This window comes from Haloparvum alkalitolerans, assembly GCF_055381565.1.
In genome coordinates, this window is sequence record NZ_AP043938.1 from 1,572,390 (window position 1) to 1,598,105 (window position 25,716).

General features: G+C 71.2%; 22 protein-coding genes. 15 read left to right on the top strand and 7 right to left on the bottom strand.

Going from position 1 to position 25,716, the window contains the following annotated elements; all coding sequences use genetic code 11:
* Positions 1 to 145 precede the first annotated feature (145 nt).
* Positions 146 to 2,017, top strand: coding sequence for a glycoside hydrolase family 13 protein (locus ACZ432_RS10255; RefSeq protein ID WP_426964508.1), 1,872 nt, complete (start codon positions 146 to 148; stop codon positions 2,015 to 2,017).
* 347 nt (positions 2,018 to 2,364) lie between these two features.
* Positions 2,365 to 3,486 carry an ABC transporter ATP-binding protein gene (locus ACZ432_RS10260; protein ID WP_426964509.1) on the top strand — a complete coding sequence of 374 codons (1,122 nt, stop codon included), beginning with the start codon at positions 2,365 to 2,367 and terminating at the stop codon, positions 3,484 to 3,486.
* Between the two features lie 268 nt (positions 3,487 to 3,754).
* On the opposite strand, the gene ACZ432_RS10265 is transcribed toward ACZ432_RS10260, so the two are convergent.
* Positions 3,755 to 5,788, bottom strand: coding sequence for a glycoside hydrolase family 15 protein (locus ACZ432_RS10265; protein WP_426964510.1), 2,034 nt, complete (start codon positions 5,786 to 5,788; stop codon positions 3,755 to 3,757).
* A 175-nt stretch (positions 5,789 to 5,963) separates the two neighbouring features.
* On the opposite strand from ACZ432_RS10265, the gene ACZ432_RS10270 reads away from it, so the two are divergent.
* Positions 5,964 to 7,001: a TrmB family transcriptional regulator gene (locus ACZ432_RS10270; protein ID WP_426964511.1), complete on the top strand. Its 1,038-nt coding sequence runs from the start codon at positions 5,964 to 5,966 to the stop codon at positions 6,999 to 7,001.
* A gap of 99 nt (positions 7,002 to 7,100) precedes the next feature.
* Here ACZ432_RS10270 and ACZ432_RS10275 read toward each other — a convergent pair whose 3' ends face one another.
* Positions 7,101 to 8,015: a serine/threonine-protein kinase RIO2 gene (locus ACZ432_RS10275; protein WP_426964512.1), complete on the bottom strand. Its 915-nt coding sequence runs from the start codon at positions 8,013 to 8,015 to the stop codon at positions 7,101 to 7,103.
* A 152-nt stretch (positions 8,016 to 8,167) separates the two neighbouring features.
* On the opposite strand from ACZ432_RS10275, the gene ACZ432_RS10280 reads away from it, so the two are divergent.
* Together ACZ432_RS10280 and ACZ432_RS10285 are read left to right on the top strand one after the other, a co-directional pair.
* The gene (locus ACZ432_RS10280) at positions 8,168 to 8,980 is read left to right on the top strand and encodes a lipoate--protein ligase family protein (protein WP_426964513.1); all 813 of its coding nucleotides are present in this window, start codon (positions 8,168 to 8,170) and stop codon (positions 8,978 to 8,980) included.
* 71 nt (positions 8,981 to 9,051) lie between these two features.
* Positions 9,052 to 9,885: a deoxyribonuclease IV gene (locus tag ACZ432_RS10285; protein WP_426964537.1), complete on the top strand. Its 834-nt coding sequence runs from the start codon at positions 9,052 to 9,054 to the stop codon at positions 9,883 to 9,885.
* Between the two features lie 41 nt (positions 9,886 to 9,926).
* Here ACZ432_RS10285 and ACZ432_RS10290 read toward each other — a convergent pair whose 3' ends face one another.
* A complete protein-coding gene (locus ACZ432_RS10290) occupies positions 9,927 to 10,394 on the bottom strand; it encodes an MGMT family protein (protein ID WP_426964514.1) in 468 nt (155 codons plus the stop codon).
* A gap of 402 nt (positions 10,395 to 10,796) precedes the next feature.
* Here ACZ432_RS10290 and trpC point away from each other — a divergent pair, with 402 nt between their 5' ends.
* The 7 genes from trpC to ACZ432_RS10325 all read left to right on the top strand — a co-directional run bounded on the left by trpC (position 10,797) and on the right by ACZ432_RS10325 (position 18,226).
* Positions 10,797 to 11,627: an indole-3-glycerol phosphate synthase gene (gene trpC / locus ACZ432_RS10295; RefSeq protein ID WP_426964515.1), complete on the top strand. Its 831-nt coding sequence runs from the start codon at positions 10,797 to 10,799 to the stop codon at positions 11,625 to 11,627.
* Positions 11,624 to 12,919: a tryptophan synthase subunit beta gene (gene trpB / locus ACZ432_RS10300; protein WP_426964516.1), complete on the top strand. Its 1,296-nt coding sequence runs from the start codon at positions 11,624 to 11,626 to the stop codon at positions 12,917 to 12,919. Before trpC ends, trpB begins: the two co-directional genes overlap by 4 nt.
* The gene (gene trpA, locus ACZ432_RS10305) at positions 12,920 to 13,825 is read left to right on the top strand and encodes a tryptophan synthase subunit alpha (RefSeq protein ID WP_426964517.1); all 906 of its coding nucleotides are present in this window, start codon (positions 12,920 to 12,922) and stop codon (positions 13,823 to 13,825) included. It abuts the gene before it with no gap.
* Between the two features lie 103 nt (positions 13,826 to 13,928).
* On the top strand, positions 13,929 to 14,720 hold the full coding sequence (locus tag ACZ432_RS10310; RefSeq protein ID WP_426964518.1) for a 2-amino-3,7-dideoxy-D-threo-hept-6-ulosonate synthase: 792 nt from the start codon (positions 13,929 to 13,931) through the stop codon (positions 14,718 to 14,720).
* 129 nt (positions 14,721 to 14,849) lie between these two features.
* The gene (locus ACZ432_RS10315) at positions 14,850 to 15,632 is read left to right on the top strand and encodes an SDR family NAD(P)-dependent oxidoreductase (protein WP_426964519.1); all 783 of its coding nucleotides are present in this window, start codon (positions 14,850 to 14,852) and stop codon (positions 15,630 to 15,632) included.
* Between the two features lie 653 nt (positions 15,633 to 16,285).
* Positions 16,286 to 17,458 (top strand): 3-dehydroquinate synthase II, encoded by a 1,173-nt coding sequence (locus ACZ432_RS10320; RefSeq protein ID WP_426964520.1) that lies wholly within the window; start codon positions 16,286 to 16,288, stop codon positions 17,456 to 17,458.
* 54 nt (positions 17,459 to 17,512) lie between these two features.
* Positions 17,513 to 18,226, top strand: a complete 714-nt coding sequence (locus ACZ432_RS10325; protein WP_426964521.1) for a DUF7095 family protein — start codon at positions 17,513 to 17,515, stop codon at positions 18,224 to 18,226.
* 44 nt (positions 18,227 to 18,270) lie between these two features.
* Here ACZ432_RS10325 and ACZ432_RS10330 read toward each other — a convergent pair whose 3' ends face one another.
* Entirely contained in the window at positions 18,271 to 20,076 is a 1,806-nt protein-coding gene (locus ACZ432_RS10330; RefSeq protein WP_426964522.1) for a S9 family peptidase, read from the bottom strand.
* Positions 20,077 to 20,251: 175 nt separating this feature from the next.
* Between ACZ432_RS10330 and ACZ432_RS10335 the strand changes: the two genes are divergently transcribed.
* Positions 20,252 to 21,304, top strand: coding sequence for a glycosyltransferase family 4 protein (locus ACZ432_RS10335; protein WP_426964523.1), 1,053 nt, complete (start codon positions 20,252 to 20,254; stop codon positions 21,302 to 21,304).
* 39 nt (positions 21,305 to 21,343) lie between these two features.
* Here the strand turns inward: ACZ432_RS10335 and ACZ432_RS10340 are convergent, their stop codons facing one another.
* Positions 21,344 to 21,958, bottom strand: a complete 615-nt coding sequence (locus ACZ432_RS10340; RefSeq protein ID WP_426964524.1) for a plastocyanin/azurin family copper-binding protein — start codon at positions 21,956 to 21,958, stop codon at positions 21,344 to 21,346.
* 225 nt (positions 21,959 to 22,183) lie between these two features.
* Positions 22,184 to 23,239 (bottom strand): M42 family metallopeptidase, encoded by a 1,056-nt coding sequence (locus ACZ432_RS10345; protein ID WP_426964525.1) that lies wholly within the window; start codon positions 23,237 to 23,239, stop codon positions 22,184 to 22,186.
* A gap of 135 nt (positions 23,240 to 23,374) precedes the next feature.
* On the opposite strand from ACZ432_RS10345, the gene ACZ432_RS10350 reads away from it, so the two are divergent.
* Both ACZ432_RS10350 and ACZ432_RS10355 read left to right on the top strand, forming a co-directional pair.
* Positions 23,375 to 23,632, top strand: coding sequence for an MTH865 family protein (locus ACZ432_RS10350; protein ID WP_058367281.1), 258 nt, complete (start codon positions 23,375 to 23,377; stop codon positions 23,630 to 23,632).
* A gap of 94 nt (positions 23,633 to 23,726) precedes the next feature.
* On the top strand, positions 23,727 to 24,371 hold the full coding sequence (locus ACZ432_RS10355; RefSeq protein WP_426964526.1) for a J domain-containing protein: 645 nt from the start codon (positions 23,727 to 23,729) through the stop codon (positions 24,369 to 24,371).
* Positions 24,372 to 24,392: 21 nt separating this feature from the next.
* On the opposite strand, the gene ACZ432_RS10360 is transcribed toward ACZ432_RS10355, so the two are convergent.
* Positions 24,393 to 25,706, bottom strand: a complete 1,314-nt coding sequence (locus ACZ432_RS10360) for an NAD(P)/FAD-dependent oxidoreductase (protein ID WP_426964527.1) — start codon at positions 25,704 to 25,706, stop codon at positions 24,393 to 24,395.
* Between the last annotated feature and the right edge of the window lie 10 nt (positions 25,707 to 25,716).

A 25,716-nucleotide genomic window follows, 5' to 3' on the forward strand; every position in this document is an offset into this window, starting at 1 on the left:
ACGCCAGTAGCGAACCGGTTCTCGCGGAGCTTATAGGGTCCTACCTCGGAAAAACGCGATCTAAAAACGTACTACGAAATACTGCATCACAAATCTCGAGCGACGCGTAACGCTTTACTCACGGGGCGGTCTCACGGACACCATCGTGATCCACCGAGCCGCGGTCCACCACCGGCCGAAGAGCGAGCAGGCGTACGCGTACGACGCGGAGACGGTCCACCTCAGGCTCCGCACGGAGCGGGGCGACGTGGACTCGGCGACGGTGCTGTGGGGCGATAAGTACGACTGGCCCGGCACGTCCTCGCTGACGCCGATGCGTCGCGTCGGTCACGACGAGCGCTTCGACTACTGGGAGGCCGCGGTCGAACCGCCGCACCGTCGACTCGCGTACGCGTTCCACCTCGCCGGGACTCGGGGAGGGCGCGGTCCGGACGGCGAGGAACTGCTGTACCACGAGCGCGGCTTCGAGGCGGCCGCGCTCTCGGACCTCCCCGTCGACGACCCCGCGGGCGCGGCCGACTGCTTCGAGTACCCGTTCGTCAACCCGGCGGACGTCCACGACCCGCCGGCGTGGGTCTCCGACGCCGTCTTCTATCAGATATTCCCCGAGCGGTTCGCCAACGGCGACCCCGAACTCGACCCCGAGGGCGTCGAGGAGTGGGGCGGCAGACCCGACCGCGACAGCTTCTACGGCGGCGACCTGCGGGGGGTCATCGACAACCTCGACTACCTCGAGGAGCTCGGGGTCACCGCGCTCTACTTCACCCCGCTGTTCGCCTCCCCGTCGAACCACAAGTACAACACCACCGACTACGAGACCATCGACCCTCAGTTCGGCGACGAGGGGGACCTCCGAGAGCTGGTCGAGGAGGCGCACGACCGCGACATGCGCGTGATGCTCGACGCCGTCTTCAACCACTGCGGCCGCGGTTTCGAGCCGTTTCAGGACGTGGTCGAACACGGCGCGGACTCGGAGTACGCCGACTGGTTCCACGTCCACGAGTTCCCGGTCGAGTTCGAGCCGCGGCCCACCTACGACGCGTTCGCGTTCGAGCCGTACATGCCGAAGCTCAACACTGAGCACCCCGAGGTCCGGGAGTACCTGCTCGACGTGGCGACCTACTGGGTCGAGGAGGTGGACGTGGACGGCTGGCGGCTCGACGTGGCCAACGAGGTCGACCACGCCTTCTGGCGCGACTTCCGTGAGGCGGTCACGAGCGCCAAGCCGGACGCCTACATCCTCGGCGAGGTGTGGCACGACTCGCGCGCGTGGCTCCACGGCGACCAGTTCGACGCGGTGATGAACTACCTCTTCACCGACGCCGTCCACGACTTCGTCGCCGAGGGCGAGACCGACGCGACCGCGTTCGCGGACGCCATCGACGGCCTGCTCGCGCGCTATCCGCGGCAGGTGACCGACGTGCAGTTCAACCTGCTGGGGAGCCACGACACCCCGCGACTGCTCCACCGCTGTGACGGCGACGAGTCGCTCGCGCGCCTCTCGCTGCTGCTGCTGTTCACGTATCCCGGCGCGCCCTGCGTCTACTACGGCGACGAGGTGGGGATGACCGGCGGCGACGACCCCGACTGTCGCCGACCGATGACGTGGGACCCCGCCGAGCAGAACCGCGACCTGCTGTCGTACGTGCGGGACCTGACGAGCCTTCGGACCGGGGAGCGCGCGCTTCGACGCGGCGACCTGCGCGTCGACCGCGAGCGCTCCGGCGGGGACCTCGTCGTCTTCCGCCGCGTCCTCGACGACCCGGCCGCGCCGGACCCGGCGGCGGACGCCGGCGCGGTCGTCGCGGAGGAGGCCGACCTCCCCGCGGCCGAGACCGTCGCGGCCGCCCCCGGCCCCGACGAGAGCGGTGCGCTGACGGTCGCGGTCAACCGCGGCGACGAGGCCGTCACGGTGCCGGTCGACGGGGAGGCCGACGTGCTCGTCTCGACCGGCGCGGTCGACGCCGACGCCGGGACGATCAGCCTCGGCCCGACTGCGGGGGCAGTCTGGCGCTGAGGGGGCTCGACCGGGGCCGCGCTCCCGCGGTCGCGGCCCCGGGGCGGCCGGATGCGGTGCCGGTGCGGTCGCGGTGCGGAGCGGTCGCGGGTCGGTGGCGGTTCGGGGTGGGACTGAACGGAGCAGCCGATCGAGCGGGCTGGGTTTTCTGGGTATCGCTGTCCAGCACAGCAGATCTCCGACAGCCACGACCCGATCTCCGCGAGAATCGTACCTCTCGTTCGTCACGACCCCGACGTACCGAACCGCTCCCGCGGCACGATCTCTGAAAGTAATACGAAATATCGCTTCATAAATCCCAAAAGAAGGGAAAGAGTTATCCCGTGACACCACCCCACACACGGTATATGGCAACCGTACGGCTCGAGAACCTCCGGAAGGAGTTCGACGCGGGGGATATCGTCGCGGTCGACGACGTATCACTCACGATCGATGACGGGGAGTTCCTCACGGTCGTTGGCCCCTCCGGCTGCGGGAAGTCGACGACGCTGCGGATGATCGCGGGGCTCGAGCGCGCCACGGGCGGTCGGGTTCACATCGGCGACGACGACGTGACCGACCTGAGCGCGCGCAAGCGGGACGTGGCGATGGTGTTCCAGAACTACGCGCTGTACCCGCACAAGACCGTCTTCGAGAACATGGCGTTCGGGCTCCGCATGTCCACGGACCTCGACGAGGCCGAGCGCGCGGAGAAGGTCGAGTGGGCCGCGGAGATGATGGGGATCCCGGAGCTGCTCGACCAGAAGCCGGACGAGCTCTCCGGCGGGCAGAAACAGCGCGTCGCGCTCGGCCGCGCCATCGTCCGCGAGCCCGACGTGTTCCTGTTCGACGAGCCGCTCTCGAACCTCGACGCGAAGCTCCGCGTGGAGATGCGCACCGAGATCCAGCGGCTCCAGGAGGAACTCGACATCACCGCCGTCTACGTCACCCACGACCAAGAGGAGGCGATGACGATGGGCGACCGGATGGCGATCCTCAAGGACGGCGTGCTTCAGCAGGTCGGTGCGCCCAAGGAGGTGTATCGCGCGCCCGCCAACGAGTTCGTCGGGGGCTTCGTGGGCTCCCCGAGCATGAACTTCGTCGACGTGCGCAGCGAGTCGACCGCGGGCGGCGTCGCGCTCGTCGCGGCGGACGAGGAGAGCGCCTTCCGGACGACGCTCACGGGCCCGGCCGCGGAGGGCCTGGAACCGAACGAGCCCTACACGGTCGGCGTCCGCCCGGAGGACGTGTCGGTCGTCGACGACGGCATCGCGACGACCGTGGAGGTCGTGGAGCCGGTCGGCGCGGACAACTACCTCTATCTCGACGTGTCCGCCTCGTTCATCGCCCGCGTCCCCGCGGCGGTCGAGCCCGCGACCGGCGAGCGGATCGAGGTCGACTTCGACGAGTCGGCTGTCCACGTCTTCGACCGCGACGGCGAGGTCGTCGGCGTCCCGGAACGGGACGACCCCGTGCCGGTCGAGGCGTAAGCGCGGCAGATCGCTTTTCTCCTGCGTCTCCTCTTTCTTTCTACTCTCTCCTCCCCACTCTCTCCTCTTCTCGCCGGCCCCAGCCGAACCCTTTTGTCGGATGGGGGGTCCACCTCGGGTCGGCCGGCGCGGACGTCGGAGTGGCGCTCCGCCGTCCGCCGGTCGGGAGTGCCGACGGTGTAGAACCGAACGGGGAAGGAGAGCCGCTGGCTCGTGGCTCGAAGAGCCCGTCGACGTAAGGACACGAAAGGAACGCTCGCGCCGCCCGTCAGTCGTCCGCGGTCGCGGCGTCGACGGTCAGCATGCCCCGGTCGGCCATCAGCGCGCGCGTCGAGAGCCGGAGCGCGTGGGGCCACCCGAGCGGCGTCGCGCTGTCGGGCGTGCCGTCGTCGAAGAACTGCTCGGGGAGGTAGCCCGTCCCGGGACAGAGCGGGCCGTCCGGCTCCACGAGCGCCAGGAGGTCGCGCGCCCGGTCGGCGAGCGGCGCGGCGCGGTCGTCGCCGCGGTCCGCCAGCAGCGCCGCCAGCTCCGCGCAGGCGTTCGCGCCCCACGCAGTGGAGACGGTCCACACCTTCGACTCCGCCTGCTCGCGCCGGCGCCAGCCGTCGCCCTCGTAGCGGGCGAGCCCGGCGACCGCGCTCTCCGCCGGGTCGCGGTGGAGCCCCTCGACCACCGTCTCGACGTGCGAGACCAGCCGATCGAGCCGCTCGTCGCCGACCGAGTCGACGTGCTCGAACGCGCGGTGGGCGCTCACGAGCGCGAGCGACGCGGAGTCGAGCCGGTCGTCGATGTCCCCGTCGACGGTCTCCCGGAGGGCGTAGCAGCCGCGCTCCGGGACCCAGAGGTCGTCGACGGCCGCGTACACCTCCCGAGCGCGCGCCGCCGCCCGCTCGCTGTCGGGGTGCTCCGTCCCGGCCAGCGACCCGTACGCCTCGAGGAACGTCGCCGTCGTGTGTGCGAACCGGCCGGCCATGTCCTCCCAGGCGTTCTGGCAGGCGACCGGACGCCCGTCGTCGGCCAGCGTCTCGTCGAGCCCGTCGAGCGCCAGCGCCAGCGTCTCCTCGATACCCTCCACGTCGGCCGCGACGCCGCGGCCGTAGGCGGTCGCGAGGTAGGCGATGACGCTGCCGGTCTGGTCGGCCTGGTAGTCGAGATCGGACCCGTCCTCTATCCGAGCGTTGGCCCACCCCGGCGCGAGGCTTCCGTCACGCGGCCACACGCGGTGGGGCCACGAGCCGTCCGCGCGCTGCGTCTCGACGTAGCGCGCCGCGGAGCGGCGGTGCCATTTCTCGAGCCCCACGTCGAGCCGGCCGTCGGCCGCGATCAGGAACCGCGCGACTTCGGCGTCGTCGCGGAACCAGGTGTAGCCGTACCCGCCCGAGTGACGGTAATGGGGATCGAAGTCGGGGCCCGCCATCCGGAGCCCGTTCGGCGCCGACAGCAGCGTGAGCGCGCGCAGGTCCGCGCGGACCGCGTCGGGGTCGGCCGCGTTCGGGGACGCCTCCGGGAGGCGGTCGTCCGCGGCCGCGGCCAGCTCGTCCGGGGAACGGTCGCGGTCGAGCAGGGCGTCCAGCCGCGTTCGAGCCACTTCCCGGGAGGTCTCGGTGCGGTCCGTGAGCAGGGTCGCGACCGTCGCCGCCCCGTCCTCGAACGGGACGCGCGCGATCACTTCGCCCGAGAGGCGGGCCTCCTCGTAGCGGTCCTCGTCACGCTCGCGCGGGAGGTCGACGGGGTCCTCGTCGAGCACCTCCGGGAACGTGGTCGGGAGCTGCCCGCGCAGGTCGGAAAAGCCCGACGCGCTGGCGAGGTAGTCGTGCTCGTCGCCGTGATAGAGCTCGACGGCGTTCGCGAACCGGAGCTGTCCAACGCGGTCGTCGCGTCCGTCCGGCGCGAACGACGCGTACACGACGAACTGGAGGTCCTCCGGCGCTCGGTCGTCGACCGTGACGTGCGTCAGGTGCGCGCCCCCGAGGGTGCAGTCGTACTGGTCGACGGTGCCCAACGGCGTCTCGTGTGTCGTCTCGACCAGCGTCGTCCCACCGACGTACTGCTGATCGCCCGTTGTCTCGTCGAACCAGACCACGTCACCGTCGTCGGTCGCGACCCCGAGCCGGGAGCGTTCGATGCCGGTTCGTCCCGAGAGCGGGTAGCCGAAGTCGCGGATGCTTCCGTGCGGAGCGACGTGCACGAGCCGTCCCTCGTCCCCCGAGAACCGCCCCGAAGTGGTCCGACGTTCGCCCGGGAAACGGGTGGGATGGCCCGCGTGTCGTTTGAAGTCGTCGAGCGCGTCGCGCAGTTGCATTATCCGTCTGGAGGGGGTACCGGGCTAATAATCTTTGGTGTAATTGTTGTTCATTGATTGTCCCGGGGCGTCGATCCTGATCACCTGCGTTCGACACCGTTCCCTTTCCACCCACGGCGACCGATCCGTCCCCGCCACCGACCGACATAAGTATCCCCCCATCCGCTACGGATCCATGGACGAACGGACGCTCGCGGACCTCCTCCACCGATTCGGGCTCTCCGACAAGGAGGTCGACACCTACCTCACTCTGCTCGAACACGGCGAGGCGAAAGCGAGCACGATCGCGGACGCGGCCGGCGTTTCGAAGCGCTACGTCTACAGCGTCAGCGAGGCGCTCGAGGAGCGCGGCTTCGTGGAGGTGAACGACCACGTGGTCCCCACGACCATCCGCGCGGTGCCTCCGGAGGACGTGATCCGCCGGCTCCGTTCGGACGTGGAGTCGATGCAACCGGGGCTCGAAGAGCGGTACGCGGAGGCGGAGCCGACCGCCGAGCAGTTCGAGGTCGTGAAGTCCCGCGTGACCGTCTTCAAGCGGATCCGCGAGCTGATCGCCGCGGCGGACTCCGAGGTGACGCTGTCGATCCCCCTGGAGCACCTCGAGGAGGTCGAGACGGAGCTCCGAGAGGCGGTCGACCGGGGGGTGCTCGTGCTGCTCATCGTCACCGGCGAGGAGGACCTCCCGGACCTCGGGGGCGTCGCCAGCGCCGTCCGCGTCTGGCGCGAGCCGATGCCGACGATGGTGACGGTCGACCAGTCGATCGGCGCGGTCGCGCCCGCGGAGATGCTGCTCCGGTCGAACTCCGACCGCCAGGCGATCGTCTTCGCGCAGGAACAGCTCGGGCCCGTGCTCGTCGGGTCCTTCTTCGGCAACTACTGGCCCGCCGCCGAGGAGGTGGCGACGGCCGCCCCAGCGACGCTACCCACTTCCTACGAGAACTTCCGGCACGCCGTCTTCCAGGCGACGCTTCACCTCCGCGCGGACACGCCGCTCCACGCCGCCGTGGAGGGGCGGTTCACCGAGGACGGCGCCGCGGCGATCGAGGGCCGCGTCGTCGACACGCGACAGGGAATGGTGGCGCCCGCGAACAACGAGTTCCCCGTTCAGCACTCCCTCGTCGTCGAGACCGAGGACGGCGAGCTGACCGTCGGCGGCCCCGGGGCGTTCGTCGAGGACGTCGAGGCCGACCGCGTCACGCTCTCGCGGGCCTGAACCGGGCCGACCTCCCTTTCGAGTCGCGCCTCGCGACGCCGAGCGACGTCGCTACCGACCCACGGGCGACTGGAGAAATTCTGTATCGCGAATAACGATTTACGAGTCGGCGTACGCGCGGACGCTCTCGACCGCGGACGCCTCCACGTCGTCCGCGAGACGGGAGATGTCGACCGAATCGGGGGTTTCGCGGGGATACTTCCGGGTGAAGTAGCGCGTCACGTTCCGGAGGTCCCGCTCGAGGTACTCGCGCGCGTTCTCGTGGTCGGTCGGCACCGCCTGCGGCCAGTCGAAGACGGTGAGGCCGCTCTCGGCGATCGCAACGTTGTGCTCGGACATGTCGCCGTGGACCCAGCCCCCCTCGTAGGAAGCCTCGATCTCGCCGATCACCAGATCGAGGACGCCGACGACCTGCTCGCTGTCGAGTTTCGCCCGCGCGAGCTCGACGCCCTCGAACTTGTCCATCACGATGGCGTGGCGGTTCTGGTCGACTGGGCGAGGGACCGAGACGTCGGGGTACAGATCTTCCAGGGCCTGATACTCGCGCTCGGCCGCCTTGCGCGCGGTGTAGAGCCAGGAGACGTGCTGGCGGTCCGCGGTGTAGTCGCGCTCCTTCATCACCTCGCGGAAGTTCGTGTACCCCTCCCGGTGGTACTTCAACGCGAGCGGCGTGAACGACTCCACCTCGTAGACGTCGCCCTCCTTGCCGACGCCGAGCGGGGCGCCGACGCCGCGGATCGTGTCCCGCTCGGAGAACGCCCGCAGCGCGAGCGCGTCGTACCCTTCGAAGGTGAGCTGGTACCCCTCGTACTGGATCGTCTTGCGCTCGATCAGCTCCCGGTCGAGACACCGGTCGAGCCGGTAGTCGACCTCCTCGTGAGTGAGGTCCGCGTACTCCGGGAGCTTCCCGCGGCGCACCCACTCGGAGAAACGCATCCCCTGCTCGACGCCCGACAGGAGGTAGAAGTCCGCCGCCTCCAGCTCGGGCATCAGCGCCGCGATGTTCCGAACCATACCCGCCCTACTCCGGCGATTCCTAAAAGGGCCGCGAGTCGGCGGGCGGCGTCGGATAAATCGGATATCGCGATACAGAAACACCCTCGCGCCGCTGCCGGCCTACGGACGGCGAGCGCAACCGCTTTTTGATCCGGTACGCAAGCCGGAGCATGGACGCGCCCGGCGACGACTGGCGACTCATCACCGAGGATCGGCACTCCGGTCCGCTGCAGATGGCGCTCGACGAGGCGGCCGCCGAGACGGCCGCGGACGGCGGGCCGGCGACGGTTCGGACCTACCGCTGGGACCCGAGCTGTCTGACGCTGGGGTACGGACAGGACCCGGACACCGTCGACTGGGCGTTCTGCGACCGCGAGGGGATCGACGTGACGCGCCGACGCACCGGCGGCGGCGGCATCTACCACGACGGTTACGGAGACGTTGCCTACTCGATCGCGGTGCCCGCGGACGCGGTCCCGGGCAAGCTCATCGACTGCTACCACCTGCTCTGTGAGCCGGTCTTCGAGGCTTTCGACCGGTTGGGCGTGGACGCCCGATACGTCGAGGCGGAGGTCTCGGAGCTGTACCACCCCGCCTGTTACCTCCGGGAGCTTCACCCGGCTCACGACGTGGTCGCGGGCCCCGAGGGCAGGAAGATCGCCGGGAACGCGCAGTACCGCCGCGACGAGGCCGTGATCCAGCACGGCTCGATCACGTTCTCGGTCGACGCCGAGCGCCACCTCGGGACGTTCGCGGACCCCCCGGTCTCGCCGGACGCGTTCCGCGACCGGGTCGTGGGGATCGACGAGCTCGTCGAGGCCTCGCGGGCGGACGTGGTTGCGGCGCTCGAGGGCGCGCTCGCGGACTGGGCCGACGCGACCGCGGGCGGGTGGACCGACGCGGAACTGGAGCGGGCCCGCGAGCTCGTCGACGAGCGCTACGGGAGCGACGAGTGGGTGCGGCGGCGTCCGAACGGCCGCTGACGGGGCATCGCCCGCGTTCGGCCGCTTCCGAAGCGGCTTTGCCGGCCGCACGCGGAGTCCCGGGCATGAGCCTGAAGGTCGGCGCGCACGTGTCGATAGCGGGCGGCGTGGACAACGCCGTCGAGAACCAGATCGAGGTCGGCGGCAACTGCGGACAGATATTCACCCACTCGCCGCAGGTGTGGCAGGACCCGAACATCGGCGACGAGGAGGCCGAGAAGTTCCGCACGGGCACCGAGAAGAACCTCGAGGGGCCGTGGGTGATCCACACCTCCTACCTCGTCAACCTCTGTACGCCGAAGGAGGACCTCCGCGAGAAGTCGCTCGACTCCATGCAGAAGGAGGTCGACGCGGCCGCGCAGCTCGACATCCCGTACGTGAACGTCCACCTCGGTGCCCACACCGGCGCGGGCGTGGAGGGCGGGCTGGACAACGCGGCCTCCGTCATCGACGACATCGACGTGCCCGACGGCGTCACCATCCTGATCGAGTCCGACGCCGGCTCCGGTACGAAGCTCGGCGGGGACTTCGAGCACCTCGCGGGGATCATCGACCGCACGGAGACGGACATCAACGTGTGCATCGACACCGCCCACGCGTTCGCGGCCGGCTACGACCTCTCCTCGGCACCCGCGGTCAACGAGACCGTGCGGGAGTTCGACGACGTGGTCGGGTTAGAGCACCTGCAGTACATCCACCTCAACGACTCCAAGCACGCCTGCGGGACCAACAAGGACGAGCACGCCCACATCGGCGAGGGCCACATCGGCGAGGAGGGGATGGAGCGCATCGTCAACCACCCCGACCTCGCGGACGTGCCGTTCGCGCTGGAGACGCCCACCGAGGACGGGAAGTCCTTCGCGTGGAACATCGACCGCGTGCGCGAGCTCCGCCACGACGAGTAACGCGGCGGTGCGGTCGGACCCTTTTGTCCTTCAGCAGGCGATCAGCGCAGGCCCTCGACTCGCCGAAACGTCCCGCGGACGCCCGCGGGGGTCGCGTACGGGCCGCCCTGCACGCGGTGGTCGGGGATCAACAGCGGGACGGGGTTCGCGCCGAGCGCCGCCGTGACGAGGTCGAGGTCCTCGGGGTCGTTGTCGTCGAGGCCGGCCATCCGGGTCACCTGGCTCACCGACGTCTCCTCGCCGTAGGGGACCTGCCGGGCGGCCTCCAGCACGTCGCGTCTGTCGGTGGGGACCGTCAGGCCGATCGGCTCCTCGGCGAACGGTTCCTCGGACCCGGCGAGGTAGTCGGCGATCCGGTCGAGCAGTTCGTGGTCCGCGTCGGCGTCGTCGGGCACCGTCTCGGGGAACTCCACCGAGATGACGCGCCCGCCCGCGAACCCGACCTCCACCGCGCGGTCGAGGGCGTCGTACGTCCGCGCGTACACGCCCGTCGTTCCCATGCTGACCATACCGCCCTTCCGCCCGCGGCGTCCTTAAGTCGGACGGCGATCGGACCGGCGGGAGGATTGCGGGCGGTTCGGTTGCGGCGCTGAGACCAGCGTCGTGGACGGCTCCGCTCTCTGTCTCACGAAGCGTGCTAGGTGCTAGATGTCCGTCCGGCGTGCGGTCGGGGTCCTGTGCGGTTGCGGTGCTGTGCGGTCGCGGTGCCGTGCGGTCGCGGTGCTGTGCGGTCGCGGTGCTGTGCGGTCGCGGTGCTGTGTCATGCGTTTACGGACTTTTCGGGTCGTTTATAGCGCGTTTACGGTGCGATTGCCGGGGCGACGACGTCACCCCGACGCGACGCTCCGTCGCACCGGATCCGCCCCCGGTGCGCAAGCCTTATGAACAGATGCGTACATTAGTGTACAGTAATGGAGGACACACAGGCGGAGCTGGCCCCGGCGGTTCGCTCCATCCTCGACGCCGCTCGCGAACGTGGGCGGGAGGCCGAGCAGGCCGTCGACGGCGGGGGGCGCGAGCGCGTGTCGGTCGACCCGCGCGACCTCGAGGCGGCGTTCGCCGCGGCGGAGTCGGCGGGGCGCGTGCCCGTGATCGCCGAGGTGAAACCGACGAGCCCGACCACCGAGGGAACCCGCGACGAGGACCCCGTGGAACTGGCCGAGGCGATGGTCGCGGGCGGCGCGGCCGCGCTCTCGGTGCTCACCGAGCCCGAGCACTTCGGCGGCTCCACGGACCGGCTGGCCCGCGTCCGCGAGGCGGTCGACGTGCCGGTCCTCCGCAAGGACTTCGTGGTCGAGGAGGCGCAGCTGGACGCCGTCGAGAGCGACATCGTCCTGCTCATCGCGCGCTTCGTGGGCGAGGACCTCCCCGACCTGCTCGCGGCGGCGCGCGACCGCGGCTTCCGCGTGCTCGTGGAGGTCCACGACCGCGAGGAGCTGACCCGGGCGCTCGACGCCGGCGCGGACCTGATCGGCGTCAACAACCGCGATCTCGGACAGCTCGAGGTCGACCTTTCGACGTTCGAGGCGGTCGCGCCCGCGGTGCCCGAGGGCGTGACGCTGGTCGCCGAGAGCGGGATCGGGTCCCCCGCGGACGTGCGCCGGATGCGCGACGCGGGGGCGGACGCGCTGCTCGTCGGAAGCGCCATCATGGACGGGGACGTAGCGGCGAACACGAGACGGCTGGTGAACGCGGCGGAGACGTCGGATGAAGGGACCCCGGCCGAGGAGACATCGACATGAGTTCGGAGACACCACCGGAGACGGACCGACGCGAGGGAGAGCGCGGCAACGACGGCGCGGCCGACGGGAAGTTCGGCCGCTACGGCGGCCAGTACGTCCCCGAGGCGCTGATGCCGGCCATCGAGGAGCTGACCGACGCCTACGAGCGCTACGTCCTCGACAACGAGGACGGCTTCATGGACGAGTTCCGGCGCCGGCTCGCGGACTTCGGCGGCCGGCCGACGCCGCTCCAGCACGCCGAACGGCTCTCGGCGCGGTACGACACGGACGTCTACCTCAAGCGCGAGGACCTCGTCCACGGCGGCGCGCACAAGCTCAACAACGCGCTCGGGCAGGTGCTGCTCGCGAAGTACATGGGCAAGGAGCGCATCATCGCGGAGACCGGGGCCGGCCAGCACGGCACCGCGACCGCGATGGCGGCCGCGCACCTCGACATGCCCTGCGAGATATACATGGGCGAGCGCGACATCAACCGCCAGCGCCCCAACGTCTTCCGGATGAAGCTCAACGGGGCGGAGCTCAACGCGGTCACCGCGGGTCGCGGCACGCTCAAGGAGGCCATCTCCGAGACGATGCGCGACTGGGCGGGCTCCGTCGAGCACACCCACTACGTCATCGGGAGCGTCGTCGGCCCCCACCCCTTCCCGTCGATGGTGCGGGACTTCCAGGCGGTCATCTCCGAGGAGGCCCGCGAGCAGGCCCGCGAGAAGACCGGCGGCCTGCCGACCGACGTGGTCGCCTGCGCCGGCGGCGGTTCGAACACGATGGGGACGTTCGCGGAGTTCGTCGACGACGAGGACGTGGCGCTCCACGCCGTCGAGGCCGGCGGTTCGACGCTGGAGATCGACGCGGAGGCGGGCGTCGCGCCCAACTCCGCGTCGCTGTACGCCGGCGAGGAGGGCGTGCTCCACGGCGCGCGCACGAAGCTCCTCCAGGACCCCCACGGACAGATCGTCGAGAGCCACTCGGTCTCCTCGGGGCTCGACTACGCGGGCGTCGGCCCGGAGCTGGCGAACCTCGTCGACGAGGGGCGCGTCACGCCGGTCTCGGTCGGCGACGACGCGGCGCTGGAGGCGTTCCACCTGCTCTCGCGCACCGAGGGGATCATCCCCGCGCTGGAGTCGGCGCACGCGGTCGCGTACGTCGAGGAGCACCACGCGGACCTGGGCGAGTCGGTCCTGATCAACGTCTCCGGCCGCGGCGACAAGGACCTCGAGGCCGTCATCGAGGAGACCGACAAGCGGGACATCGAGAACGCCCCGGACATGGCGGAGTTCTCGGGGGGGATCTGAATGGCGGACAATGGGACCGAGGGGGACGACGTGGCCGGCGGCGCTTCCTCCCCGCCGGCGACCGGCAACAGCGAGGCCATCGCCGCGGCGTTCGCCGACGGGCCGGCGTTCATCCCGTATCTCGCGGTCGGCGACCCGAGCTACGAGGCCTCGCTGGCGTACGTCGAGGCGCTCGACCGCGGCGGCGCGGACGTCATCGAGCTGGGGCTCCCCTTCTCGGAGCCGGTCGCGGAGGGACCGACGATTCAGGGCGCGGTCGTCCGCGCGCTGGAGGCGGGGATGACCCCCGACCGCTTCTTCGCGTTCGTCGAGGCGGTCGAGACCGACGCGCCGCTGGTCTGTATGACCTACTACAACCTGATCTACCAGTACGGCGACGAGCAGGGACCGCGCCCCTTCGTCGAGCGGGCGGCCGCGGTCGGGCTCGAGGGGCTCGTCGTCCCCGACCTCCCCGCGGAGGAGGCGGACCCCCTGCGCGCGGCCTGCGACGAGTTCGGCCTCGACCTGGTGTTCATCGTCGCGCCGACCACCCGCGGCGAGCGACTGGAGCGGATCATGGACCGCGTCTCCGGCTACGTCTACGTGCAGGCGCGGCTCGGCACCACGGGCGCGAAGGCGGACGTCTCCGACCAGACGGAGGAGAGCCTCGCGCGGCTCTCCGACTGGGACGTGCCCAAGGCGGTCGGCTTCGGCATCTCGGCGGGCGACCACGCCGAGCGCATCGTCGCCGCCGGCGCGGACGGCATCATCGTCGGCTCCGCGCTCGTCGACATCGTCGCCGAGGGGGCCGAGAAGGACCTGCCCGTCGAGGAGGTCGCCGACCGACTGGAGGCGCTCTCGCGCGAACTCGCGGCCGGCGCTGAACGCGGGTACGAGCAACGGTCGCCGTCACCGGAAGCCCGATAGCGTCGCACCGAACGAAAGCCACTTATCCGCGTTTGCCACAGTCTCACACAACCGACCGTCGGAGGCCCCGGCGGACTCACCGCGACACACACCAGCACACACCATGACAGCAGGACTCTCCGCACGACTCGAGCGCATCTCCACGAACGACCGCTACCTCATCGTCCCGATGGACCACGGGATCACCATGGGCGCCGTCACCGGGCTCAAGGACATCGAAGCCACCATCGACGGCGTCACCAGCGGCGGCGCGGACGCGGTGCTCACCCAGAAGGGCATCGCCGACCGCGTCCACCCGAACAAGAACGACGCCGGCTACATCGTCCACGCGAACGCGTCGACGACCATCGGCCCCGACGAGCAGGACAAACGCGTCACGGCTACCGCCGAGGAGGCGGTCCGCGCGGGCGCCGACGCCGTCTCCTTCCACATCAACGTCGGCTCCGACTACGAGCCGAAACAGATCGAGGACCTGGCGGAGCTGACCGACGACGCCGACCGGCTCGGACTCCCGGTGCTCGCGATGGCGTACGCCCGCGGACCGGGCGTCGAAGGCGACGACCCCGAGGCGCTGGGCCACGCCGTCCGGCTCGCAGAGGAACTGGGCGCCGACGTGGTGAAGACGGGCTACTCCGGCGACGGCGACTCCTTCCAGCACGTCTGCGAGTCGACGCGGCTTCCGGTCGTCATCGCCGGCGGCTCGAAGGGGACCGACCGCGAGACCGTGGAAATGGTCCGCGGCGCGATGGACGGCGGCGCCGCGGGCGTCTCGATGGGCCGGTCGATCTTCCAGCACGAGAAGCCCGAGGCCATCGCGCGCGCCGTCAGCGCCGTCGTTCACGAAGATCGCGACGTCGAAGACGCGCTGCGGGCGGCCGGGCTGGTCGAGGCGTAACCGCGCGTTACGACACGTTTTACGGCTTCCGAGCGGCGTCGCGGAGCGGTCGCGCTGTCGGGGCGCTGTCGCGGCGCCGTCGCCGCACCGGCCGCCGCGTTTTTGTCGCGCCCGGCCGCCGGACGACTCATGGTTCGGTTCGACTTCGACGGCGAGGTGGCGGTGGTGACCGGCGGCGCCTCGGGCATCGGGCGCGCGACCGCGAAGCGCCTCGGCGCGGCGGGCGCGTTCGTCGTCGTGGCCGACCGCCGCGAGGCGCCGAAGGACGTGAACGCCGAGACGTCGACCCACGAGGCGGTCCGCGAGGCGGGCGGCGACGCGGTGTTCGTCGAGTGCGACGTGGCGGACCCGGGAGAAATCGGCGACGTGATCGAGGCGGCCCGCGCCGAGGGGGGCGTCGACGTGCTGGTGAACAACGCCGCCGAGTACGTCTCGGACCCCCTGCTGGAGCACTCGACGGGCGACCTGGACCGTCTCTACGAGACCAACGTCCGCGGCTACTTCGCGGGGACGAAGGCGGCCGCCGAGGACATGGTCCGGCGGGGCGAGCCGGGGCGGATCGTCAACGTCGCGTCGATCAGCGCCCGGTTCGCACAGCACGACCAGGCGGGCTACGACCTGACGAAGGCGGCCGTCGAGATGCTCACCCGGAACGCGGCGCTGGAACTGGCCGACCACGGGATCCGCGTCAACGCGGTCGCGCCCGGCCAGATCGCCACCGAGTTCTTCGAGGGCTGGACCGAGGAGGCGGTCGAGGGCGCCCGCGAGGACGCGTTCCTCAAGCCGGTCCCGCTCGGCCGCGCCGGTCACCCCGAGGACATCGCCGGACCGATCCTGTTCCTCGCCAGCGACGCCGCAGGGTACGTCACCGGCGAGTCGCTGTACGTCGACGGGGGCTGGTCCTGCTGTTGAACGGGAGCGGCGGTGACTGCGCGTTTGCGGGGTGAGCGTCGGGCCGGTCGTCGGGAGAGAGTTCCGGCGCTCGTGGGTCCTGTTACTGTGCTCGACGGCACCACCCAGAAAGCCCCAGCCGGCTCTCCCTCATACAGAAATCGTTCTGTCGTAGATCCTGCTGATCTGGACAGCAACACCCAGAAAGCCCCAGCCGGCTCTCCCTCATACAGAAATCGTTCTGTCGTAGATCCTGCTGATCTGGACAGCAACACCCAGAAAGCCCCCAGCCGGCTCGACCCGCCGGGCCTCGCTGCGCGCTCGCGTCTCTCCGCAACACCCGACGCGAGTGCTTGCGTCGTCCGGGCGGGATCGAGCCGGCTGCCCCTTTCAGTCCCGCCCCGCACCGCGACCGCAGCCTCGCGCCTCCCCAGCCTCGCCGCGGCCGCGGTCGCGCGACCGCACCGCGCTGCTGCGCGACCGCGACTGCGGGCTCCCTCGCGCGCGTTTCTCGCGCGCGCCGACAGCACAGCACCGCCACAGCACCGCCCCAGCGCCGCCACAGCACCGCCCCAGCGCCGCCCACGGCCCGTCCCAGCACCACCACAGCATCCCGGCCGCACCGGCCTGCACCTTCCGCAGTTTTGAAGCCGCGCGGCCGCGACTCTTCGGTAATGACGCGTACCGTCTGGGTCAAGGCCGACGACGCCGTCGGCGACTGGGAGGACCGGAAGCGGCGGATCACCGCGGGCATCGAGGCCGGCGTCGACTGGGTGCTCGTGGACGAGGGGGACGTCTCCCGGGTCCGCGAGCTGGGCGACGTGAACGTAGCGGCGTTCCGCTCGGACGCGGACGTGGTCGACGCGGCCGAGCCCGAGGGGGAGGCGGACCTCTACTTCGTCGGCAAGGACAGCGAGGGCGACGGCACCATCGACCTGCCCGATGACTTCTCCGGCTCCGCGGACCTGACGACGCTCCGGCGGCGCGACGACCGCGCGCAGGGCGCGTACGTCCGGATCCTCGACACCGAGTACGAGGCGTTCGCGGAGGAGGCCGCGGCCGAGGCCGACTACACCGTCGTCATCGGCGAGGACTGGACGATCATCCCGCTGGAGAACCTGATCGCCCGCGTCGGCGAGGAGACGCACCTGATCGCGGGCGCGACCACCGCCGCCGAGGCCCGGACGGCCTTCGAGACGCTGGAGACCGGCGCCGACGGCGTCCTGATCGACTCGGACTCCCCGGACGAGATCCGCGGGGCCGTGGAGGCCCGCGACGCCGCCGAGCGCGAGCAGCTGGAGCTCACCTACGCCGAGGTGCTGGAAGTGGAGCCGACCGGCATGGCCGACCGCGTCTGCATCGACACCGGTAGCCTGCTCGACCACGACGAGGGGATGCTCGTCGGGTCGATGTCGCGCGGCCTCTTCTTCGTCCACGCCGAGACCGCGGAGTCGCCGTACGTCGCCTCCCGCCCGTTCCGGGTCAACGCCGGTGCGGTCCACGCGTACGTCCGCACGCCCGACGGCGGCACGAAGTACCTCGCGGAGCTGCAGTCCGGCGACGACGTGCAGGTCGTCGACACCGAGGGGCACACCCGCGAGGCCATCGTCGGCCGCGTGAAGATCGAGAAACGGCCCATGTTCCGCGTCGAGGCCGAGGTCGAGACCGCGGAGGGGACCGACCGCGTCGAGACGCTGCTCCAGAACGCCGAGACGATCAAGGTCCCGACCCGCGGGGGCCGCGTCGCGGTCACGGACCTGGAGCCGGGCGACGAGGTGCTCTGCTACTACGAGGACGTGGCGCGGCACTTCGGCGAGACCGTCGAGGAGTCGATCATCGAGAAGTAGCGCCGCGAACCGCGGACGAAATCCGTTTCACCCCCCGTCGCCAATTTGGTGCACATGGACCGCGAGACCGCCGTCGACCGCGCGGCGTCCGTCGTGGAGACGGTCGCGACCGAGACGATGCCCGTCCCCGTCCGGGAGGTGTGGGTGTACGGCGACGTGGCGCTCGGGCTCGACCCCGTCGAGCGCCTCGACGTGTACGTGACCAAGGACGTGCTGTTCGGCGGCGGCCGGAGCGGCGCCGGTGCGGCGGCGACGGCGGGCGGCGACGCGTCGGCGACGGCGGGCGACGACGGCGCCGCCGACGCGACTGACTTCGAGGCCGAGTACGGCGTGAAGGGGATCGACAGCACCGTCCGCGCGGAGTGGGCGGCCGCCCACCCCGAGTGGATCCGGGCGAGCGACAACGGCTACGCGGCGCCCGAGAAGTGCCTGGCCGCCCACCTGCTCGACGGGGTCACGGAGCCGGTCCACCTCGAGGTGTGCAACACGGGCTTCGGCGACAACGTGACCCAGCGGCTCCGCGGCGCGCTCGCGCGCGAGGCGTACGACGAGGTGCTCGACCCCCGCGGCGTCTGCCTGTGGGCGGAGGGGCAACGCGACCCGGAGGCGTTCGAGAAGCTTCGCGAGGGGTCGTTCGCCATGCCGACACTCGAGGCGGCACTCGAGGGGATGGGCGCCGACCCCGAGGCGGCGGCCGCGGCCGCCGAGGCCGTGACCGCCGAACGCGCGGAGAGCGAGGGGACCTCGGTGCGCGGCGACGTGGTCTGAGACGGGACCTCTGAGCCTCCGAGTGGTCCAAAAACCGCCGGCCCTCAGACGTGTTCGTCGAGGAACTCCACGACCGCGCGGTACGCCTCCTTGCGGTTCTCCAGCTTCGAGAAGCCGTGGCCCTCGTCCTCGAAGATCAACTTCCGGACCGGCACGTCCTGCTCGCGGGCGCCCTCGACGATGCGCTCGGCCTCGCCGACCGGGACGCGCGGGTCGTTCGCGCCGTGGAGGACGAACAGCGGCGCGGCGATGCGGTCGACGTTGTTGACCGGCGAGATGGACTCCAGGAACTCGCGGTCCGCCTCGAGGCTGCCGTACTCGGCCTCGCGCAGGGAGCGGCGCCAGTCGCCGGTGTTCTCGAGGAAGGTGACGAAGTTCGCGATGCCGACCACGTCGACCCCCGCGGCCCACAGGTCGGGGTACTCCGTCATCGCCGCCAGCACCATGAACCCGCCGTAGGAGCCGCCCATCGCCACGACGCGGTCGCGGTCGACCTCGGGGTGGTCGTGGAGCCACTCGACGCCGGCGCGCACGTCCTGCACCGAGTCCATGCGCTTCTCCACGTCGTCGAGGGCGGCGTACGCCTTCCCGTAGCCCGACGACCCCCGGACGTTCGGCTCGAACACCGCGTAGCCGTGGTTGAGCAGGTACTGCGTCACGCCCGCGAAGGAGGGCCGGCGCTGTGACTCCGGCCCGCCGTGGACGTCCACGACGACCGGGTAGCCGCCCTCGGGCGGCTCCGTCTCCGGCACCGAGAAGAACGCCGGGATCTCGCGGCCGTCGAACGTCGGGTAGCGCACGAGTTCCGGCGCCACGAACGTCTCCGGCGGGATGCCGGCGGTGGAGGCGTTCGTCCACCGCTCCGTCTCGCCGGTGGTCGTCTCCACGACGTAGACGTTCCCGTTGGTCCCCCGACCCGAGGCGGAGACGGCGAAGCGGTCGCCCTCGGGGCCCCAGCTCACGCCGCCGGCGACGCCCTCGGGGAGGTCCGGGTCGGGAAGTTCGTCGATCCGGTCGGGCGCGACGAGTTCGCCGACCGTCAGCTCCGTGTACCCCTCGACGTTTCGAGAGTAGACCAGGCGGCGCGAGTCCTCGTCGACCGAGACGCCGTCGACGTTCCACTCGCCGCCGGCCGCGACGACGTCCCACTCGCCCGTTTCGAGGTCCAGCCGCTCCAGTCGGAGGGTGTCGGAGTCGCGGTCGGTGACGCAGTAGACCGCCTCGCCGTCGGGACCCCACTCGGCGCTCCCGTAGCGTACGTCGCCCTCGTGGGGCGTGAGGTGGCGGAGCTCGCCGCTCGCCACGTCGAGCGCGTGGAGGTCCTGGTCGAACGAGGAGTGGGCCTCGACCACGAGCAGGCGGTCGTCGCTCGGCGACCACCCGGCCAGCGAGAGCCAGCCGTCGCCCTCGTACACGAGGTCCGCGTCGCTCCCGGTCTCCGCGCTACCCTGCACGTACACGTCGAAGACGGCCTCGTCGCGGCGGTTCGAGGCGAACGCGAACCGGTCGCCCTCGCTCGCCCAGCCGCCCCACCGGTGTTTCGCCTCGGGGCGCTCCGTGAGGTTCGTGACGGTCCCGGTCGCGTAGTCGAGGCGGTACAGCTGCGCGCGCTCGTTGCCGCCCTCGTCCATGCCGAAGACAGCTTCGTCGCGCTCCGGCGAAGCGTCCACGAAGGCGACGCGGTCCTCGAAGAAGGTGTGCTGGTCGGGCCACGCCTCGGGCGCGTCGAGCGACCAGACCTGCGAGGTGCCGGTCGTGTCGATCAGGAACGAGAGCCGGCCGTCGGGACCGAGGCTGGCTCCGCCGGCGCTGCGGACGTTGAGGTAGCGGTCGACGTCGTACTGCTCCATGCGACCGCTTCGCTCGCCCGGGGCAAACCCCTTCGGGTGGGCGAGGGTGCGACCGCCTTTCGAACGGAGGCGGCCGTCGGGGACCGTCGCCGACGGGCGCCTCATCCCGCGGTCGACCGAAACCGCGTCGCCGGAACCGCCGGCATTTATGTCGGGGCACGCGGTTGGCTCGGGCATGCGCGTCGCGTTCGTCTCGCTGTTCACTCCCCACCACGGGGAGACGCCCGCCCGGACCCGGACGCGACGGTTCGCCCGCCTGCTCGCCGACCGCGGCCACCGCGTGACGTGGCTGTGCGCGCAGTGGTGGGGCGGCGACCACGACGCCTTCGAGGAGGACGGGATCACCTACCGGCGAGTGACCCGGGAGCCGGCGCCCGCCCGCTTCGTCGCGACACTGCCGTCGGCGCTCCGCCGGGCGAGCCCCGAGCTCGTCCACGCGGTCAACAGTCCGCCCGGCGGCGCGGTCGCGGCGGAGCTCGCGGGGCGGCTCCTCCGCGTCCCGGTCGTCGTCGACTGGTGGGACGACCGCCCGACGGACGCCGCGGGCCGCTACCGGCTCGCCGCCCGCGGCGCGGACGCCGTCCTCACGCCCGCGAGGACCGTCAGAACCCGGGTGTGGGAACACGGCGCGAGCGACGACGCGGTGACGGTGGTCCCCGAGAGCGTCGACTTCGACGCGGTCCGCGACGCGCCGGTCGACGACCGCTTCGACCTGGTCTACTCCAGGCGGATCGACCGGCACGCCAACGTGGAGACGTTCCTGCTCGGACTCGCGGAGCTCCGCGGCCGCGACTGGAACGCGGCGGTGATCGGCGACGGACCCGAGCGTGCCGCCGCCGAACGCACCGCGAGCGACCTCCGGATCGACGACCGCGTGACGTTCCTCGGCGACCTGCCCGTCGCGGAGCGGATCCCCCTCTTCCGCGGCGCGCACGTCGCGGCGTGGACCGCCACGCGCGAGACGTTTGCGGTCGACCTCCTGCGCGCGCTCGCCTGCGGCTGCGTCGGCCTCGTGGAGTACCAGGCCGGCTCCAGCGCGCACGAACTGGTGGAGGGGCGCGAGCGGTCGAGCCTGGTCACCAGCCCCGCGGAACTCGCGGCGGAGATCACCGACGCGAGCGCGCTCGACCACCGGACCGTCGACGAGACGTACGCCGAGTACGACCACGGCGCGGTGCTTGAGACGGTTCTGGAACGGTACCGGTCGCTGCTGAACGGGGAGTCCTGACCGAAGGCAGAGATCGGCTTCTCGGCGCGACGAGACGGCCTACTGGGCCGCGCCGCCGTCGCCGCCGTAGCTGATGAAGAAGAACGCGAGCCCGAGCGTCGCGACCATCGCGATGAACGTCGCCACGCCGAGCGCCTTCGCGGCGTCGGGGATGAAGACGGCGTTCGACTCGCCGCCGCCCGTGTCCACCGTCGGGATGTCGCTGCCGACCGCGAGCCCGCCGTGCATCCCGACCTGCTGGTGAGGGTCACACTGGTAGTGGGTGATCCCCACGTCTTCCTCGCTGGTCTCGTACTCGAAGGTGTGGCCCTCCTCGCCGACGATCTCGCTCTGGAATGACGCCGGCCCCTCGACCGCGTGCACGTTGTGGTCGCCGCCCGCGCCAGTCCACTCCCAGACGATCGTCGTCCCGGGGTCGACCCAGATCTTGGTCGGGTCGAACGCCAGCCCGTCGCCGGCACCGACCGAGACCGTCACTTCGTCCTGTCCGCGGGCGTCCTGGTAGCTGTTGACGTTGCCCTCGGTCGCGCTCGGCCAGTCGGGCTCCTCCTCCTGAGCGGCCGCCGTGCCGCTCGCGCCGACCGCCGCGCCCGCCGCCGCGGCCCCGCCGGCAGTCCGCATAAACCTGCGCCGGGAGACGTCGTCCGTACTCATACCTCCCGGTTGGCGACGCCCCGTAGTGAATACTTTGGTTCGCCGCTCGGACCGCTCCGGTCATTTATCACCCATGACGCGGCGAACCCGCCCCGTGACCTGAACGGAGTCCTCGGCGCGTCGAGGCGGTCGCGCGGCGCGCCGCCGGGGACGCGGAGCGGTGCGCCGCCTGTTCGCCATCGTCGAGCGGCGCCGCCGGAGCGCCGCGGCCGACCCGTGCCGGTCTCAGAACGTGTAGTCGTTCTCCCCCGTCTCCGACTCCAGGAAGGCGGTCAGCAGGTCGATCGTCGCCGCGACGTCGTCGCCGTCCGCGGTCTCGGTCACCGTGTGGAGGTACCGCGTCGGGATCGACAGCGCGCCGACCGGCTTCGCGCCCGCGCTGTTCTGGAACCCGGCCGTGTCCGTCCCGCCCGCGGGCAGCACTTCCGTCTGGTGGTCGATCCCTTCCGCCGCCGCAACGTCCCGGAGCCGCGCCGTCACCTTCGGGTTCGTGATCACCGAGGAGTCCTTCAGCTTGATCGCGGCTCCCTCGCCCAGCCGGGTGACCGCGTCGGCCTCGTCGGGGATCTGCGGCACGTCGTTCGCCACGGTCACGTCCAGCGCCACCGCCAGGTCGGGGTCGATGTCGACGCCGAGCGCCTCGGCGCCGCGGAGGCCCACCTCCTCCTGGACGGTCGCGGCGAAGTGGACCGTCACCGCCGGGTCCTCGATCCGCCGCGCCGCTTCCAGCATCGCGAGGACGCAGACCCGGTCGTCGAGCGCCTTTCCGGTCACGCGGTCGCCCATCCGCGTGGTCGTCTGGTCGAGCGTCACGAGGTCGCCCACGTCGACGAGGTCCCCGACCGCCTCGCCGTCGCGGCCCACGTCGATGTAGACGTCCGAGACCTCGTCGTCCGCCTCGCGTTGCTCCTCCGTGAGCGTGTGCGGCGGAACCGACCCGATGACGCCGGTGAGATCCGCCTCCTCGGCGTGGACCGTCACGCGCTGAGCGCGCAGGACGCGGGCGTCGAAGCCGCCGAGCGGGTCCACCTGCAGGAACCCCTCGTCGGTGACGTGTCTGACCATGAAGCCGATCTCGTCCATGTGGGCGGCGACGGCGACCGCGTAGTCACTTTCGCCCTCGATCGTGCCCACGACGTTGCCCATCGCGTCGGAGCGCACGCGGTCGACGCTCTCCGCGAACTCGCGGCGGACGATCTCGCGGACGCGGTCCTCGTAGCCGGGGACGCCCCGCGCCTCGGTCAACTCGCGCAGCAGGTCGAAGTCGAAGTCGAACGACATGCCCGAGCGTGGCGGCTCCGTCGACATAACCGCGGAGGTTCCGGAACGCCGACCCGGATCCGCGCACGGATCCACCAAGAACCAGTTTACCGTTGTTCCGGAACGCTTTTGCGGTCCGTGGCTGGACGTGGAGACATGACTGACGTCGAAGCCGAACTCCGTGCACAGTTCCGCGACGCCTTCGAGGGCGCAGACTTTCCGGTCGACAGCCAGATGGACCTCGTTCCGGCGCTGCCGGACGGTCCGGCGACGAAGTTCGAGGCCGGCGACGTGAGCTTCACCGCGATGGAGCTCGCGGCCAAGTTGGGCAGCGAACAGGAGTTCCCCTACGCCGACGTGGACTCCCTCGTCGACGACGTCATCGAGGGGCTGAAGTCGCAGGGCATGCTCTGAGTCGGCCGGACCGCACTCGCGACCTCCGTTCTGCCGTGCTAGCGACGACTGACACCGACGAGAGGTTCTTGAGCCCCGCGTCCCTACGCGGGGTGTGGTCGTCGACATCGTCCGACTCCTGCCGGCGTGGCTGCTCGTCGGCGTCGCGCTGGGGCTTGCCGCGACCGGCGTCGTCGCCGCGACCTTCTACGCCGCCGACCGGCTGTTCCCGGCTCGCAACCGCGCCGGCGGCGGGCCCAGCGTGGACGGCGCCGAACGCCGACGGATGGAGGTGCGAGACTACCTGCGCTCCATCGGGGAGCGCGTCCGCGAGAACCACGCGGTCGACGGCGTGACGGTTCCGTTCTTCCTCCCCGAGCGCGAGGTGGCGATCACCTTCGACGCACACGACTACTTCCGACTGCGCGAGGCCGGTGTCAGCGCCGTGCTCGCCGAGCACGAACTCCCCGGCCACTCGCTGGGCCGGCGGCTCCCCTTCGACGTGCCCGAACCGGAACCGCGGGCCCGCCGGACGCCGAATCCGGTCGCGGCCGCGTTCGACGAACTCGGCGTCCCGCGAACCGCGGACGCCGCGGCGGTCAAGCGGGCCTACCGCGAGCGCGTCAAGGAGGTCCACCCCGACCAGGGGGGCGACGAGGCGGCGTTCAGGCGCGTCCGCGAGGCGTACGCCACCGCGAGCGCACACGTCGAGGGAGAGGCTTCGGTCGATCCGGTCCCGGAGACTCGGGGGACCCGGTAGCCGTCCGGACCACCGAGGCTCTCACTCCGCCAACAGCTCCGCGACCGCGTCGCTCGCGGCCCGCCCGCTCGCCATCGCACCCTGTATCGAGGACCACTCGGTGTAGTCGCCGGCCAGACACACCGGCCCGTCGGGGTCGTCGACGCTCGGCAGGTCCGCCCGGAACCCCGGCGGCTGTGCGAACTGTGCGAACGGGATCCGGTCGACTGCGACGGGCTCCAGTCCCTCGAAGGAGCGCTCGGGGAACCACGACGCCAGCGCCTCGCGGGTCGCCGCGTGGAGCGTTCCGTCGTCGGCGTCGGGCGCCGCCTCGTCGACGAACGTCGCGTTGATCAGCGCGCGGTCGTCGGGCGCGTACTCCGGCGCGACGTCGGACATCGGGACGACCGTGTTCGGCCGCTCGTCGCCCGCGTTGAGAAGGATCCGACCGCCGGCTTCGAAGGTGGCTCCCTCCGGAAGCGTGTACCACGCGGAGACGCAACCGACGCCCTCCGTCGGGACCGAGCGCACGTCGGTCAGTCGGCGCGCCGTCTTCGGGTCCGCGGCCACGACGACGGCGTCCGCGGCGTGGGCGGTGCCGTCAGCGAAGGAGACGGTCGCGTCCGCGCCGTCGGCGCTCCCCCCTTCCTCGCCGCCCTCGGCGTCGATCCGGACGACTTCGCGACTGGTCTCGATCCGCGCGCCGGCCTCGCTCGCGCGGGCCGCCAACTGGTCGGGGACCGCGGCCATGCCAGCAGCCGGCACCGCGATTCCGCCGCGGCTCATCGCGCGGAAGGTGTACTCGAACACCTGCGAGGAGGTCGAGAGACTCCGGTCGAGCGTGATCCCGCCGTAGAACGGCTCGACGAAGCGCTCGACGTAGGCGTCGGAGAACCCCCACTCGTCGAGGTACTCGCGGATCGACTCGTCCGGACCGACGAAGAACTCCACCTCGGGGCGCCGGAGGAGGTCGTGTCTGAGCGCGAGCGTCCGGAGCTTGTCGGTCAGCGGTACCTCGTGGTTCAGCGCGGACTCGACCGCGTGGCGGGGGTCCCGGATCGGGTCGGAGAGGACGGCTCGGGACCCATCGCGACAGATCGTCGCGCCGGGCGCGAACCGCCGGAGGTCGAGCGCGTCGAGGTCGAGTTCCTCGCGGACCGCCGGGTAGGCGGTGAACAGCACCTGGAACCCGCGGTCGAGCGTGAACCCGTCGACGGTCCGGCTCCGAACGCGGCCACCGACGCGCTCGCGGCGCTCGAAGAGGGTCACGTCGCGGCCCCGCTCGGCCAGCCGGGCGGCCGCCGTCAGCCCCGCGAGCCCCCCGCCGACCACCGCGACCTCGGAGTCGTCGTCCATGCCCGTCGTT

What these genes read in the sequence shown, in the direction of transcription:
- ACZ432_RS10275 (WP_426964512.1), bottom strand. Translation starts at nt 8,015, where the DNA reads ATGGTTCGGAACATCGCGGCGCTGATGCCCGAGCTGGAGGCGGCGGAC.
- ACZ432_RS10350 (WP_058367281.1), top strand. Translation starts at nt 23,375, where the DNA reads ATGACTGACGTCGAAGCCGAACTCCGTGCACAGTTCCGCGACGCCTTC.
- ACZ432_RS10290 (WP_426964514.1), bottom strand. Translation starts at nt 10,394, where the DNA reads ATGGTCAGCATGGGAACGACGGGCGTGTACGCGCGGACGTACGACGCC.
- trpC (WP_426964515.1), top strand. Translation starts at nt 10,797, where the DNA reads ATGGAGGACACACAGGCGGAGCTGGCCCCGGCGGTTCGCTCCATCCTC.
- ACZ432_RS10320 (WP_426964520.1), top strand. Translation starts at nt 16,286, where the DNA reads ATGACGCGTACCGTCTGGGTCAAGGCCGACGACGCCGTCGGCGACTGG.
- ACZ432_RS10340 (WP_426964524.1), bottom strand. Translation starts at nt 21,958, where the DNA reads ATGAGTACGGACGACGTCTCCCGGCGCAGGTTTATGCGGACTGCCGGC.
- ACZ432_RS10335 (WP_426964523.1), top strand. Translation starts at nt 20,252, where the DNA reads ATGCGCGTCGCGTTCGTCTCGCTGTTCACTCCCCACCACGGGGAGACG.
- trpA (WP_426964517.1), top strand. Translation starts at nt 12,920, where the DNA reads ATGGCGGACAATGGGACCGAGGGGGACGACGTGGCCGGCGGCGCTTCC.
- ACZ432_RS10260 (WP_426964509.1), top strand. Translation starts at nt 2,365, where the DNA reads ATGGCAACCGTACGGCTCGAGAACCTCCGGAAGGAGTTCGACGCGGGG.
- ACZ432_RS10360 (WP_426964527.1), bottom strand. Translation starts at nt 25,706, where the DNA reads ATGGACGACGACTCCGAGGTCGCGGTGGTCGGCGGGGGGCTCGCGGGG.
- ACZ432_RS10265 (WP_426964510.1), bottom strand. Translation starts at nt 5,788, where the DNA reads ATGCAACTGCGCGACGCGCTCGACGACTTCAAACGACACGCGGGCCAT.
- ACZ432_RS10325 (WP_426964521.1), top strand. Translation starts at nt 17,513, where the DNA reads ATGGACCGCGAGACCGCCGTCGACCGCGCGGCGTCCGTCGTGGAGACG.
- trpB (WP_426964516.1), top strand. Translation starts at nt 11,624, where the DNA reads ATGAGTTCGGAGACACCACCGGAGACGGACCGACGCGAGGGAGAGCGC.
- ACZ432_RS10330 (WP_426964522.1), bottom strand. Translation starts at nt 20,076, where the DNA reads ATGGAGCAGTACGACGTCGACCGCTACCTCAACGTCCGCAGCGCCGGC.
- ACZ432_RS10270 (WP_426964511.1), top strand. Translation starts at nt 5,964, where the DNA reads ATGGACGAACGGACGCTCGCGGACCTCCTCCACCGATTCGGGCTCTCC.
- ACZ432_RS10345 (WP_426964525.1), bottom strand. Translation starts at nt 23,239, where the DNA reads ATGTCGTTCGACTTCGACTTCGACCTGCTGCGCGAGTTGACCGAGGCG.
- ACZ432_RS10310 (WP_426964518.1), top strand. Translation starts at nt 13,929, where the DNA reads ATGACAGCAGGACTCTCCGCACGACTCGAGCGCATCTCCACGAACGAC.
- ACZ432_RS10280 (WP_426964513.1), top strand. Translation starts at nt 8,168, where the DNA reads ATGGACGCGCCCGGCGACGACTGGCGACTCATCACCGAGGATCGGCAC.
- ACZ432_RS10315 (WP_426964519.1), top strand. Translation starts at nt 14,850, where the DNA reads ATGGTTCGGTTCGACTTCGACGGCGAGGTGGCGGTGGTGACCGGCGGC.